This is a genomic window from Blautia sp. Marseille-P3087, from assembly GCF_900120195.1.
Classification (GTDB): Bacteria; Bacillota; Clostridia; order Lachnospirales; family Lachnospiraceae; genus Blautia_A.
Window position 1 is genome coordinate 3,113,938 of sequence record NZ_LT635539.1, and the last position, 12,820, is coordinate 3,126,757.

13 protein-coding genes and 3 pseudogenes are annotated in these 12,820 nt (G+C 41.1%); 10 read left to right on the forward strand and 6 right to left on the reverse strand.

Features of this window, described 5'->3' with window-relative positions; translation table 11 throughout:
* The first annotated feature begins 6 nt into the window (after window positions 1-6).
* From BQ7344_RS14820 to BQ7344_RS14830, 3 genes are read left to right on the forward strand one after another with little or no spacing between them, the layout of a single operon-like run.
* Window positions 7-603, forward strand: coding sequence for a class I SAM-dependent methyltransferase (locus BQ7344_RS14820; protein ID WP_072523167.1), 597 nt, complete (start codon window positions 7-9; stop codon window positions 601-603).
* Window positions 604-621: 18 nt separating this feature from the next.
* The gene (locus BQ7344_RS14825; RefSeq protein ID WP_072523168.1) at window positions 622-1,344 is read left to right on the forward strand and encodes a hypothetical protein; all 723 of its coding nucleotides are present in this window, start codon (window positions 622-624) and stop codon (window positions 1,342-1,344) included.
* Between the two features lie 37 nt (window positions 1,345-1,381).
* Window positions 1,382-1,612 (forward strand): hypothetical protein, encoded by a 231-nt coding sequence (locus tag BQ7344_RS14830; protein ID WP_072523169.1) that lies wholly within the window; start codon window positions 1,382-1,384, stop codon window positions 1,610-1,612.
* Window positions 1,613-2,088: 476 nt separating this feature from the next.
* Here the strand turns inward: BQ7344_RS14830 and hcp are convergent, their stop codons facing one another.
* Both hcp and BQ7344_RS16885 read right to left on the reverse strand, forming a co-directional pair.
* A complete protein-coding gene (hcp, locus tag BQ7344_RS14840; protein WP_072523170.1) occupies window positions 2,089-3,693 on the reverse strand; it encodes a hydroxylamine reductase in 1,605 nt (534 codons plus the stop codon).
* 14 nt (window positions 3,694-3,707) lie between these two features.
* Window positions 3,708-3,931: pseudogene (locus BQ7344_RS16885) on the reverse strand (ferredoxin); the annotation flags it as partial.
* A gap of 102 nt (window positions 3,932-4,033) precedes the next feature.
* Here BQ7344_RS16885 and BQ7344_RS16620 point away from each other — a divergent pair.
* The 4 genes from BQ7344_RS16620 to iadA all read left to right on the forward strand — a co-directional run bounded on the left by BQ7344_RS16620 (window position 4,034) and on the right by iadA (window position 7,531).
* Entirely contained in the window at window positions 4,034-4,192 is a 159-nt protein-coding gene (locus tag BQ7344_RS16620; RefSeq protein ID WP_235816131.1) for a hypothetical protein, read from the forward strand.
* A gap of 66 nt (window positions 4,193-4,258) precedes the next feature.
* Window positions 4,259-4,765, forward strand: coding sequence for an HD domain-containing protein (locus tag BQ7344_RS14850; RefSeq protein ID WP_072523171.1), 507 nt, complete (start codon window positions 4,259-4,261; stop codon window positions 4,763-4,765).
* Between the two features lie 64 nt (window positions 4,766-4,829).
* The gene (yfcC, locus tag BQ7344_RS14855) at window positions 4,830-6,350 is read left to right on the forward strand and encodes a putative basic amino acid antiporter YfcC (RefSeq protein ID WP_072523172.1); all 1,521 of its coding nucleotides are present in this window, start codon (window positions 4,830-4,832) and stop codon (window positions 6,348-6,350) included.
* 32 nt (window positions 6,351-6,382) lie between these two features.
* A complete protein-coding gene (gene iadA, locus BQ7344_RS14860) occupies window positions 6,383-7,531 on the forward strand; it encodes a beta-aspartyl-peptidase (protein WP_072523173.1) in 1,149 nt (382 codons plus the stop codon).
* 192 nt (window positions 7,532-7,723) lie between these two features.
* On the opposite strand, the pseudogene BQ7344_RS16890 reads toward iadA, so the two are convergent.
* Window positions 7,724-7,885, reverse strand: a pseudogene (locus tag BQ7344_RS16890) (hypothetical protein); the annotation flags it as partial.
* Between BQ7344_RS16890 and BQ7344_RS14870 the strand changes: the two are divergent.
* From BQ7344_RS14870 to BQ7344_RS14880, 3 genes and pseudogenes are all read left to right on the forward strand, one after another.
* Window positions 7,873-8,076: pseudogene (locus BQ7344_RS14870) on the forward strand (helix-turn-helix domain-containing protein); the annotation flags it as partial. The pseudogenes BQ7344_RS16890 and BQ7344_RS14870 overlap by 13 nt on opposite strands.
* A 41-nt stretch (window positions 8,077-8,117) precedes the next feature.
* Window positions 8,118-8,549 carry a flavodoxin family protein gene (locus tag BQ7344_RS14875; protein ID WP_072523174.1) on the forward strand — a complete coding sequence of 144 codons (432 nt, stop codon included), beginning with the start codon at window positions 8,118-8,120 and terminating at the stop codon, window positions 8,547-8,549.
* A 43-nt stretch (window positions 8,550-8,592) separates the two neighbouring features.
* Window positions 8,593-9,162, forward strand: coding sequence for a hypothetical protein (locus BQ7344_RS14880; RefSeq protein ID WP_072523175.1), 570 nt, complete (start codon window positions 8,593-8,595; stop codon window positions 9,160-9,162).
* Window positions 9,163-9,271: 109 nt separating this feature from the next.
* Here BQ7344_RS14880 and BQ7344_RS14885 read toward each other — a convergent pair whose 3' ends face one another.
* From BQ7344_RS14885 to BQ7344_RS14895, 3 genes are all read right to left on the reverse strand, one after another.
* Window positions 9,272-10,498 carry a hypothetical protein gene (locus BQ7344_RS14885; RefSeq protein WP_072523176.1) on the reverse strand — a complete coding sequence of 409 codons (1,227 nt, stop codon included), beginning with the start codon at window positions 10,496-10,498 and terminating at the stop codon, window positions 9,272-9,274.
* A gap of 88 nt (window positions 10,499-10,586) precedes the next feature.
* Window positions 10,587-11,300, reverse strand: a complete 714-nt coding sequence (locus BQ7344_RS14890; protein ID WP_072523177.1) for a response regulator transcription factor — start codon at window positions 11,298-11,300, stop codon at window positions 10,587-10,589.
* Window positions 11,301-12,491 carry a sensor histidine kinase gene (locus tag BQ7344_RS14895; RefSeq protein ID WP_235816132.1) on the reverse strand — a complete coding sequence of 397 codons (1,191 nt, stop codon included), beginning with the start codon at window positions 12,489-12,491 and terminating at the stop codon, window positions 11,301-11,303. It abuts the gene before it with no gap.
* Window positions 12,492-12,820 lie beyond the last annotated feature (329 nt).

Here is a 12,820-nt window from a genome sequence, read left to right on the forward strand (position 1 = left end):
CTTTTTATGGATCAAAATGAAACACAATGGGACAGGTTATTAAAAATAAAAACGACCGGACGGGATGATTCGCATTCGGATCAGTATCGTTATCCATATGAGCCGACGCAATATTGTGTACTGGAGCGGCTGGCACACAGTGGGCTGATCGGCAAGAAAAATGTGCTGCTTGATTATGGAACCGGAAAGGGGCGCGTCTGTTTTTATTTGTCTTATCAGACACGATGCAGATCCATTGGGGTAGAATATGATGAACGGATTTTTAAAGCTGCAGAAGTAAATGTGAAACATGCGGTGTCAGGAAAAAGGATTATTTTTGAACCTGTCAGTGCAGAAGATTATCCGGTACCGACAGAGGTGGACAGATGCTATTTTTTTAATCCGTTTTCGGTAGAAATTTTGCGGAAAGTGCTGGCAAGAATTTACGAATCGTATTATGAAAATCCGAGAGAAATTTTGCTGTTTTTCTATTATCCGTCAGAAGAGTATGTAAGCTGTCTGATGACCGAAGAACAGTTGATGTTTTATGATGAGATCAGCACAGAAGATCTATTTGAGGGTAAAAATACCCGGGAAAAGATTTTGATATTTTCAGTGGAATGAGGAGAAGAATGTAAAATAATGCAGACGGACTACAATACCTACGAAGGGCTCCGGGCAATACTGGAGAAAGAAACACCGATTCTTATTGCTCAGATTCGTGCGTTGTATAGAGAATTAGATAAAAAATTTCATCTTCAGGGAGCAAAAGTGCCTATAACTTTTGGATTTGAGACGGATTCATTGGGATCCTATAATCAGAATGGACACGGGCAGAAAGAACATTTTCATTTTTCACTGTTTTTTATAGGATATGCAGTGAAAAATCCGCTCAGTAAAGAAGATAGAATGGATCTTTACAAACACGAATATGCACATTACATGAGATACAACATGTCTGTGCCGAAGCAGTATCAGTGGCAGCCGGGAATTCACGGAAGTGCATGGAAATACTGCTGTTCGTTAGTTGGTGCGGCACCAACTCCCTATTACAAAGCAGGCGAGGCACTGATGAATCATAATTATGAAAAAACTCTCAGGAATCCGATTCACGACAAAACAGTTGTTATACGGGATCAGCATCGAAGAGAGCAGGAATACAGAAGAACTCAGAATGTGATCATAAAATATGAAACAGGGGAAAGCGTCGATCACCCGAAGTTCGGTGAGGGAATAATAGAAAAAATAGAACAGCAGCCGGGCTCTGTGACGCTTCATATCCGCTTCGGAGAAGACCTTAAAGTTATCGATCAGAAATGGCTTATTCAGACAAAATACAAAAAGGGAAAGATCCAGAGAGATTGAATAATCAGTAACAAATCATGAAAGGAGGAACTGGATCATGCGTCAGGAAAAATTTAAGATGGAGAGACCGGGACTTCTGGAAATCGGAGATAAAGTGCAGATCTCGGAATTTCAGTCTTATATGAATTACAGTTATATCATAGAACCGGCCGTTGCAATGTCCGGCTGCTACAAAAATGCAGACCGCATTAAGGCAAAAGAAGGCATTGTAACCAATATCGAGCATACACCGCAGGGATATTACATAACAGCGGAATTTGAAGCGTAATGAAGATGGATATATGGCTTTGGTATGGCTGATGAATTCATTGGAAATGCCGTTGGCAAATGTATGCGGCCATGGAGATGTCCGGATTCCAGCAAGAGACGTGATTATGAAATGTTGCAAAAAAGTAGGGTTAAAAGTGGAAAATTTGGAGTGGCACTGATGATAATGATATAGCACGAAAAGTTTTAGCATATCTTCCGGATGATTTTTCAGGAAATTCTTTTGCATGTTATATTCTTTTTCAGAAAGAAAGACTATATATACAGGTAAGAAAAGTGATATTTGCTTTTATCTCAAGACAAAAAGCAGAGGCATTTCTGAAAATATGCTCCCTGACATATAGGACATTTGCAAATTTCCTTGCAGGCCAGTGCCTTGAAGCTATAATTCTGGGCTCTATGTTTGTTCTTAAAAGCCGATACAGAATTTTGGGATCCAGTATCGGCTTTGTTGATTGTACAAAGGTTTTGAAAAATTTATTTGCTATGGTTCATCAGTGCTTTGATGTCTTCTTCTGGTGTGGTGACAGGTGCTATACCATAATTTTCCACCAGAAAATTCAGAATATTAGGAGACAAAAACGCCGGAAGTGAAGGACCAAGACGGATATTTTTAATACCAAGGTGCAGGAGCGTTAACAGGATGCAGACTGCTTTCTGTTCGTACCAGGAGAGAACGAAGGAAAGCGGAAGCTCATTTACAGAACATCCAAATGCATTCGAAAGTGCTACGGCAACCTGAATCGCACCATAAGCATCATTACACTGGCCCATATCCATCAGTCGTGGCAGACCACCAATTTCTCCCAGATTGAGATCATTGAAACGGAATTTGCCACATGCCAGGGTGAGGATGATACTGTCAGAAGGTGTCTGTTTCACAAATTCGGTGTAATAGTTTCGTCCCGGTTTAGCACCATCACAGCCGGCAACAAGGAAGAAATGGCGGATCGCACCTGATTTTACAGCTTCTATTACAGTATTTGCATGGGACAGGATAGCAGCATGACCAAAACCGGTTGTCACTGTTGTTCCGCCATTGATGCCTGTGAGTATCTGATCTTCTTTGTAACCACCCAGTTCCAGCGCTTTTTCAATGACCGGCGTAAAATCTTTCTTCTCGTCGATATGAACCGTACCTGGGAAAGCAACCACTTCTGTTGTAAATACTCTGTCAGCGTAGCTGTTTTTTGGCGGCATCAGACAGTTGGTGGTATAGAGAATCGGAGCCGGAATATGATCAAACTCTTTCTGCTGATTCTGCCATGCGGTTCCGAAATTCCCTTTTAAGTGTGAGAATTTTTTTAAAAGTGGATAGGCATGGGCAGGGAGCATTTCACCATGAGTATAGATGTTGATTCCTTTTCCCGCTGTCTGTTCAAGTAAAAGCTGCAGATCTTTCAGATCATGACCGGTCACGACAATAAAAGGTCCTTTTTCTATCGTAAGAGTAACATCGGTTGGTTCTGGCGTTCCATAGGTTTCTGTATTTGCCTTATCAAGAAGTGCCATACACTTCAGGTTGATTTCTCCTACTTTCAGTACGGTAGGAAGCAGAGTCTCCGCACTTTCTTCATACCCAATCTTAAATAATGCCTCGCAGAAGAAACGATTTACTTCGGCATCTTCGTAATTCAGAACACTTGCATGGTAGGCATAGGCTGCCATTCCACGAATTCCGAATAGAATAAGAGACTTTAAAGAGCGGATATCTTCGTCGGCATTCCACAGCTGCTGCATATCGTATTCGTCTGTTTTACCGCACGGTGACTGACAGTTGCCGCAGTCAGGAACCAGTCTTTCTTTCTCAGCTCTGACCTTTTGTATCATATTTCTGATTGCTGCATCATCAAAACTTACATTTGTAACTGTAGTAAACAGCCCTTCGATTATGACCTGTCCGGTACTTTGGGAAATAGTTTCTGCGCCATCGACAGCTCTTGCAAGACCAATCAACGCACCTGTCAGTTCGTCCTGTAATTTAGCTGTATCCGCCTTTTTTCCACAGACACCGGCATTTCCTGTGCAGCCGGTACATCCCACTGTCTGTTCACATTGATAACAAAACATTTTTTTATTCATTGTTGTATCCTCCTTTATTCTATAATATTTCCATAAATACTTATCGTTATAACCTGCCATGGTAAGAATTTTCCACTGCTTTGAAGTGCTTTTTTGCCGCCATTTCCAGTCCACCACAGCATGGAACTTCCATTCTTACAATTGTCACACTTTGAATATTGTTGTTTTGAATAATCCAGGTCAGTTTCTCACTATAATCCACCTGATCTAATTTTGGACAACCAATTAAAGTTACCTTTCATTTTTTTCCTCCGTCAATAGCATTTAACTTTTGTTTCTGCTGGAATTATAGTATGATAAATACAACTTGTATGTTTGATTTCCAACAGGAGGAACGATTTTGGAAAAATATTTACATATTCTAAGAAACAGCCCATTTTTTAAAGGTCTTACTGATAACGAGATATTAAAGTTACAAAAAGAAGGCTTTATAAAAACAAATCGAAATCATTTTGAATTGATTTTCTCTAATGATGCGGATTCAAGAATAAGAATATGATATATATCACGGAAAATATAAAATTAATTAGAAGGCTATTATATGTGCAAGAGGAGGAAACTTTAAATGATCAATAAATTACATTTGGCAATGATTGAATTATACAGAGGGGATACAAAGAGAATTCAACATTTTTGCAAAGTGCATAGCTATGCAAAATTGATAGCAGAAACGGAGAATGTAGATGAAAAATGTTTGTTTATCATTGAAGCGGCAGCTTTGACACATGATATTGGAATTCATTTCTGCGAAGAAAAATATGGAAATTGCAATGGAAAATTACAGGAGCAAGAAGGCCCTGCAATAGCAGAAAGGCTGCTTGAAAAACTGGGATTTGAGAAAGATATATCTGAGCGTGTTCAGTATTTGATCGCACATCACCATACATATAATAATATTAATGAAATTGATTATCAGATATTGGTGGAGGCTGATTTTCTGGTTAATATTATGGAGGATGGCTTATCGAAAGAAGCAGCTCTAAAAGCATATCGTAATATTTTCAAAACAGTATGTGGAAAAACAATTTGCAGGGAGATGTTTGATATTGACATAAAATATGAAAATTTTTAGTTAGATTTTAAACATTTTATGGTAAACTAATATTGTATATCAAAAATGGGAGGGAAACTTAAAAATGAGCAAAAGAGAAGGAAAAGGGTTAAAGTCTTTTAACAAGGGATTCCAGGTGCCTGATACCTACATTATCATCTTTTTTGTAGTTGTTGTCGCAGCACTTCTGACATTTCTTGTACCAAAGGGATTCTACGAAACACAGGATATTTCATATATGATCAATGGTGTTGAGAAAACCCGTACAGTAATCAAAGATGGAAGTTTCCAGTATCTGACAGATGATGCAGGAAATGTAGTAACAGAAGGAGTAGCACTCTTTAGTGGAGATGGCGGAACTGGATTCTTCAACTATATGTATAACGGAATTGTAAATAGTTCTGCAATCGAGATTATCGCATTTCTTATGGTAGTAGGTGGTGCATTCGGTATCATGATCCGTACAGGTGCGATTGAATCCGGATTGATTGGATTGATCCGTAAGGCAAAGGGAGCAGAAAAACTACTGATTCCGGTACTTTTCGTACTGTTTTCTCTTGGTGGAGCAGTTTTTGGGATGGGAGAAGAAGCACTTCCGTTTACCATGATTCTTTGTCCATTGTTTGTAGCAGTTGGATATGATTCAGTGATTGCAGTTCTTGTTACTTATGTTGCAACACAGATTGGTTTCGGTTCATCTTGGATGAATCCATTCTCTGTAGGTATTGCACAGGGTATTGCAGGTATTGACGTATTCTCCGGAGCAGGATTTCGTATGGTAATGTGGGTAGTATTTACAGCACTCGGCTGCGGAATGACTATGTTCTATGCATCAAAGATCAAAAAGACTCCGACAATTTCAATCGCATATAAGACGGATGCATATTTCCGTGAGCAGAATGAAAAAACAGGAATTGACGAAGGACATTCATTTGGTCTTGGACACATTTTAGTTCTTCTGGCACTGGCTGTTACAGTAGTATGGGTAATCTGGGGAGTTATGACTCAAGGATATTACATGCCAGAGATTGCTACACAGTTCTTCATTATGGGAATTGTTTCCGGTGTGATCGGAGTTATCTTTAAACTGAACGATATGAAACTGAATGATATCGCAACATCATTCAAAGATGGAGCAAAAGATCTGATCGGTGCTGCACTTGTTGTTGCTATGGCACAGGGTATCATGCAGGTTCTTGGTGGATCTGATCCGACAACACCTACAGTTATCAATACAATTATGTATAATATTTCAAATGCACTGTCTGGAGTTTCAGGGGCAGTTGCAGCAGTACTTATGTATCTGTTTCAGTCCGTATTCAACTTCTTCGTTGTCTCCGGAACAGGACAGGCTGCGATCACAATGCCGATCATGGCTCCACTGTCAGACCTGTTAGGTGTTTCACGTCAGACAGCAGTAGTTGCATTCCAGCTTGGTGATGCATTTACAAACCTGATTGTTCCTACATCCGGATGTCTGATCGGATCTCTTGCGATTGCAAAGATTGAGTGGTCTAACTGGATTAAATTCATGTGGAAATTCCTTGGCGTCTTAATGATTGGTGCAATCATTACAATTCTTATTGCAGTTGGAATTGGATTCTAAAACATGCATCTGACAATTGGGAGTGATTTATGATGAAATTAATTCAGAATATTGATGTTTATGCCCCACAGCATCTGGGGAAAAAAGATGTACTTACAATCAATGATAAGATTGTTAAGATTAAAGATGCAGGTTCCATATCCGCAGACGGATTTCTTGCTGAGGCAGAAATGATTAATGGAGAGGGGTTACTTTTAACTCCGGGATTCATTGATAGTCATGTTCATGTACTCGGAGGCGGTGGCGAAGGTGGATTCGCCAATCGTACTCCGGAAGCAACTATGGAAGGACTTACGAAGTTTGGAGTCACAACAGTTGTTGGCTGCCTTGGAACAGATGGAATTGGCCGTGATATGTGCGCACTGGTTGCAAAGACAAAAGGATTGAATGAGCAGGGAATGTCTGCATACTGTTATACGGGCAGTTATCAGATTCCGGTTCGCACGTTGACTGACAGTATTGTGAAAGATATTATGATGATTCAGGAAATCATTGGAACTGGAGAAATCGCGATTTCTGATCATCGTTCTTCACAGCCGACTTTTGAGGAATTTACACGTGTCATTGCGGATACAAGACTTGGTGGTGTTCTTTCCGGGAAAGCTGGTATTGTAAATGTTCATCTTGGTGACAGTCCGAGATGCTTAGATCTTATTGAACGAGTAGTAGATGAGACAGAGATACCGGTTTCTCAAATACTGCCAACACATATCAATCGAAATGAGATGCTTTTTGGCAAGTCAATTGAGTATGCGCTGAAAGGCGGAGCAGTAGACTTTACCGGAAATGAAGATATTGATTATTGGGAAACTATCTGTGATGAGGTACGTGTATGTAATGGTATCAAACGGATGTTAGATGCAGGAGTAAATCCTGACCGCATGACAATTTCTTCTGATGGACAGGGGAGCCTTCCGATGTACAGTAGTGATGGAGAATTTCTTGGAATGGGTGTTGGACGGTCCAGCTGCCTTCTGAAGGAAGTAAAGGAATGTGTATTTAAAACAGAAATTCCTTTAGAAATAGCTATTTCTACAATTACATCTAATCCAGCAGAAATTCTTCGTCTCAAAGGAAAAGGTAAGGTTGAAGAAGGCTATGATGCTGATCTTTGTATTCTTGACGCGGAACTTCAGCTTGTTGAAGTAATTGCAAAGGGGAATACAGTTTATACAAAATAAAGTATATTGATGATGGAGAAAACGAAAATTATGATTAAAAGACTATTCATCTGCCATGGCAGGACTATGGAATATCGGACAGAATGAACTGGAATGGGGATAATTGTTAAAAGGTATTAAAGGAAGAATATGGATATTATTAGGGCGTGTGAGGAGTGAGACTTGCACGCCTTTTTGATATAAAAAGCACTTTTAATGGTTCATCAGTGGTTTGATGTTTTCTTTCGGTGTGGTGATAGGTGCAATACCATAATTTTCCACCAGATAGTTCAGAATATTAGGAGACAGGAATGCCGGAAGAGAAGGATCAAGACGAATGTTTTTGATATCCAGGTGTAAAAGTGTCAGCAGAATCCATCAGACATTCATCGTTATCGTTTGATATTCCGTTTGACCGGCAGCAGCTGGCAGATTATCTTTGTATTGATCGTGCAGCAATGTCTACAGAGATATCAAAGTTACAAAAAGAAGGCTTTATAAAAACAAATCGAAATCATTTTGAGTTGATTGCTTGTAATGAAACAGATTTACAAGATAACAAATGATGGTATAATTCTATTGTTGAGCTGATAGAAAGGGTATAGATATGAGAAAAGCAATCATATTTGCATCGGTACATCATGGAAATACAGAAAAAATAGTAAAAAGCATAGCAGAAAGATGTCAGGTTGATTTGATTGATGCAGTAAAACAGTCAGATGCAGATCTGAGAAGTTATGATATGATCGGGTTTGCATCAGGAATCTATTTTTCGAAATTTCATCAGTCGATATTAAAATTTGCAGAAAAGAATTTGTCAGATGACAAAAAGGTATTCCTGATCTGCACTTATGGTGGAAGTGCGAATTATAGATCCATAGAGCAGATTCTGGATAAAAAACATGCCAGCGTAGTAGGGAAATTTGGATGCAAAGGATATGATACATTTGGTCCCTTCAAACTGGTTGGAGGTATTGCAAAAGGACATCCGGATGATAAAGATATCCAAAATGCAGTGGAGTTTGTAAAAGACTTATAAACACGTAAAGAAGAAATAGAAATATAGGCAGGAATGTGAAATAATGCAGACAGATTATAATACTTGTGAAGGCCTTCGTGCAATACTTGAGAAAGAAACACCGATTCTTATAGCGCAGATTCGTGCGTTATACAGAGAATTAGATAAGAAATTTCATCTTCAGGGAGCAAAAGTGCCGATTACTTTTGGGTTTGATACGGACTCATTGGGGTCTTATAATCAAAATGGACACGGGCAGAAAGAACATTTTCATTTTTCGCTGTTTTTTATAGGATATGCCGTAAAGAATCCACTCAGTAAAGAAGACAGAATGGATCTTTACAAACACGAATATGCACATTATATGCGTTACAATATGCCTATTCCGAAACAGTATCAGTGGCAGCCTGGGATTCACGGAAGTGCATGGAAATATTGCTGTTCGTTGGTAGGCGCGGCACCAACGCCCCATTACAAAGCAGGTGAGACACTAATGAATCACAATTATGAAAAAACTCTCAGGAATCCGATTCATGACAAAACTGTTACCATACGGGATCAGCACCGAAGAGAGCAGGAATACAAAAGAACGCAGAATGTGATTTTAAAATACAAAAAAGCTGCAGAACAATGAAGACTCAAGTTCTGCAGCTTCTTTTGTGTAAATATGATGTGTCTTTTGCGGTTGAGATACAGCTATAGATTTTCCGGTCTGCAAAATAACGGCAGAGGGGCAAGGGAAATCAGGTATGGCTTCCTTCGGTCAGGGAACAGCCATCCATCATGCGGATTCCGTTTATGGTATCCAGATAGGTGTCATACATTTCCTTCCATTCGTCAGAGGCATCCTCGGAGTACTGGCTGATGGTGGAAAGAAGATCGTATTTTTTGCCATCGACTGTTTCGATACGGCCGAGATAGCCCTGCCATACACTGTCCAGAGGCTGGTCTTCGCCATCGTAATATCTGGCTTCCAGGGTCAGCACAGGAACATCCTCATTGTAATAAGTCAGTTTATATCCACCATTTTCGGTTTCGGTCGTTTCATAATGGCAGAGATATTTCCAACGCTCCGGAGTAAGAACCTGGAAGTAATCCGTCATGGCCATATCTACAGACTCTGCGTAAATGAAATCTATGGATTTGATCAGCTCTGTAGCTTTCTTTTCAGCAGCTTTATCATAGGCGTCTGACGGAGTCAGGATAAAAAGTCCAAATGTATAATCGTCAGTCTGGCATACAAGCGCATCAACATTTTTTTCTTCTTCGTTGACTGCGGTTAAATATTGATATTTCGTAGCAGGATAAGATTCAAAGGTAAGATCCTTTTGAGTGATGATCTCACCCTTTACCGGATAGTATTCTGCCAGAAAACCCTTCAGGGAAGAATCCTCCAGAGAAGAATTAGCTACTTTTAAAGCAAAGGCAGTACTTTTTCCCTCATTTACGGAACGTTGCTCGAAATAACTTTCTTTTTCAGGCATGGATTCTCTGATCGTATCATCAGCAGTGAATCCAACCCGCATATGAAGTTCGCCACGCTTTTCTGATTTAGAGTATTCTTCTGAAGAATCCCCGGAGGAGGAAGCAGCTTCTGATTCGGAATATTCCTGAAGATTGCCGTAGTCATCAATATAGTATTTATCTCTGGAGCCAATATAAGTGGTTCCGGTAGCGTCCTCCAGCCACACACTGCCATCCTCATAATAATAATGAGGTTCAAAATAACCGTCCTGTTCGGTCCAGCCGGCATCGTTGCCTTCCATCAGTTCACCGGAATCCGGATCAGGGGCATAATTACCTTCGCCGATATATTCATCCTCGGAACCATTGCGGTACCAGTAATCTCCGTTTTCATCCTGCCAGATGTACTGACCATCATCAGTTGGAGGGTCAGAAGCGAGGGCTGGGATTGCAGATATGGAAAGAGCGATCAAGCCTGTTAAAAGAAATAAGATTTTTTTATGCATAGGCACCTCCTGATAAAAAGAACTTGTCTGTTAAGTATATTGTAACAGACAGATTCTGATATTCAGAAATGTGAAGAAAAAGAGACATTTACCGGCAGGTAAAAAGATATCCCTTACCATAAACCGAGACAATGTCATATTCATCGGTATCCTCGGCACCGATCTTAACCCGTAAGTTAAAGATATGCCGTCGTACCGTGCTGGTATCTGTTCCCGCACAGCTGCCCCATACTGCTTCATAGAGTTCCTTTGCAGAAAAAACCTTCTCCTGGTTTTCGGCAAGGAGACGCAGCAGGGAGAATTCGGTACGGGTAAGACCTGTGTCGGCATTATTGAGATATGCATGGCCGTCCGAAAGATCCAGCCGCAGGCTTCCGATGGTGATCTGGTGGGAAGCCTGAAATTTTTCTTTTATTTTTTCTTCTATTCGTTTCTGGCGTTCCAGAAGCATCTGGATCACGGCCAGAAATTCGTCAAAATTATAAGGTTTGGTGAGATAATAGTCGCCTCCCTGCTGAAGCCCTTCTACCTTATCGCGGATATCGCTTTTTCCTGTGAGAAAAAGAACAGGGTTCATGGTTTTTTCGCGGAAGTGGCGGCAGATATCCAAGCCGTTTCCGTCCGGAAGCATAATGTCCAGGATGAGAAGATCCGGCAGCTGTTCTTCAAGCTGATGACAGACTTCGGAGACTGTCTGTGCAGTGCGGACATCGTAGCCACGGCGCCGTAGCATCCGGCAGTTGGTATTCAGCACCTGTTCTTCATCCTCAACCATAAGGATAAGCGATTTCTTTTCATTCATTTATGATACCTCCTCCGGAAGTGAGAAGAACACCTGAGTTCCCTCGCCTTCTTTGCTTTTCAGCCATATTTTGCCGCCGTGGGCAGTGATGATCTGATGACAGACATAGAGGCCTATGCCGTGTCGCCAGTAATCTTTATCTGCGGAAACATAACCCTTAAGTGCGTTTTTTCGCATTTCTTCTGACATGCCGGTTCCGGTGTCGGAGACGCAGATGGTCTGCCAGCCCGGTTCACCTGTAAGGGAAATGGTGATGGTTCCGTTTTGGGTGTGACGCTCTGCATTGGAGATCAGATTGGTGATAACCTGGATCAGCCGTTCAGAGTCTGCAGAGATTTCCGGGAGGTCAGATTGTATCGTAAGGACCAGCTGGTTATTCCCGGAACTTGGATGACTGCTGAAATCTTTTTTTACAGAATGTAAAAGTGCTCCCAGATCTGATGGTACAAGGGAAAGGGCCAGCCGTCCCTGCTCAATGGAAACGGTATCCATCAAATCCAGCACGATCCGGTCGATCCGCATTACCGACTGTTCAATGGTATGGAGATTTTCCTGCATAAGAGAGAAATCCAGAGGTTCTTCCGCAAGGAGCTCGGAGGTGTCCCGGGCATGGAGGGAGATGGAACTCAGAGGATTTTTGATCTCGTGGGCAACGGTGGTCAGGAAAGTAGACTTGGCATTGTCAAGGGAGCGCAGCCGCCGGTTCTGTTCCTCTAGAAGGAGCTGCTGCTGGTTGTATTCCTTCAGATGAAAATAGAGAACAATGCCGCAGACAGTACTTACAGAGACAAATGCCAGAAGAATATCTGCCAGCCGGTCTGCTTCCGTGGCAAAAGGAGTTACAAAGTGCGGAAAATGGTATGCGACCAGACACAGTCCTATATATAGGACAATCTCCAGCAGAGAAACGATCAGAGCCCGTCTTTTTTCCAGCATCAGCACGGTAAAAATAATGGCAAACACGAAGAAGGCCGGCATACCGCCATGATATCCGCCGCTGGTAAAAAACATCACCGGAAAAACGATCAGAAAAATCATGACAATGGTGATCAGATAGCATCGCTGATATTTCCCACTGTAATAGGAATAAAGAAAAAGTCCTCCTGAGACTGCGACCAGCACAATGTTGATCAGGACATTTCCCCAGGAACCAGTTCCGAGACTGAGAAGGGCCATGATCAGGCTGATCACAGTGCCTCCTAAAGCCAGGATATTAAACAGCCGGACACGAAAATCAAGGGTGAGACTGAATAATGAGTGAAAAAAATGATGTATTTCCTGCATTGAAAAATCCTCCGGTAAAAAGAAAACAATGGGAAAGTTTCTGAAGTTACTGTGATTTTATCATAAACAGAGTAAGAAAAACAGTCTGGTTATGTGAAATCGGAGGAGGCGTGAAATGTAATGGAAACTGGATTGGAAAAAATATGGAAAACTGGATAACCGTTAGAGTGAAGGATTAAGATGATTGTAAAACATGCACTTTGTAGGCTATGATTCCTGCCCGATGTTTTGTATAA

Bases quoted from the DNA above. Each gene is read 5' to 3' on its own strand.
- BQ7344_RS14820 (WP_072523167.1), top strand. From the start codon at position 7: ATGGATCAAAATGAAACACAATGGGACAGGTTATTAAAAATAAAAACG.
- BQ7344_RS14825 (WP_072523168.1), top strand. From the start codon at position 622: ATGCAGACGGACTACAATACCTACGAAGGGCTCCGGGCAATACTGGAG.
- BQ7344_RS14830 (WP_072523169.1), top strand. From the start codon at position 1,382: ATGCGTCAGGAAAAATTTAAGATGGAGAGACCGGGACTTCTGGAAATC.
- hcp (WP_072523170.1), bottom strand. From the start codon at position 3,693: ATGAATAAAAAAATGTTTTGTTATCAATGTGAACAGACAGTGGGATGT.
- BQ7344_RS14850 (WP_072523171.1), top strand. From the start codon at position 4,259: ATGATCAATAAATTACATTTGGCAATGATTGAATTATACAGAGGGGAT.
- yfcC (WP_072523172.1), top strand. From the start codon at position 4,830: ATGAGCAAAAGAGAAGGAAAAGGGTTAAAGTCTTTTAACAAGGGATTC.
- iadA (WP_072523173.1), top strand. From the start codon at position 6,383: ATGAAATTAATTCAGAATATTGATGTTTATGCCCCACAGCATCTGGGG.
- BQ7344_RS14875 (WP_072523174.1), top strand. From the start codon at position 8,118: ATGAGAAAAGCAATCATATTTGCATCGGTACATCATGGAAATACAGAA.
- BQ7344_RS14880 (WP_072523175.1), top strand. From the start codon at position 8,593: ATGCAGACAGATTATAATACTTGTGAAGGCCTTCGTGCAATACTTGAG.
- BQ7344_RS14885 (WP_072523176.1), bottom strand. From the start codon at position 10,498: ATGCATAAAAAAATCTTATTTCTTTTAACAGGCTTGATCGCTCTTTCC.
- BQ7344_RS14890 (WP_072523177.1), bottom strand. From the start codon at position 11,300: ATGAATGAAAAGAAATCGCTTATCCTTATGGTTGAGGATGAAGAACAG.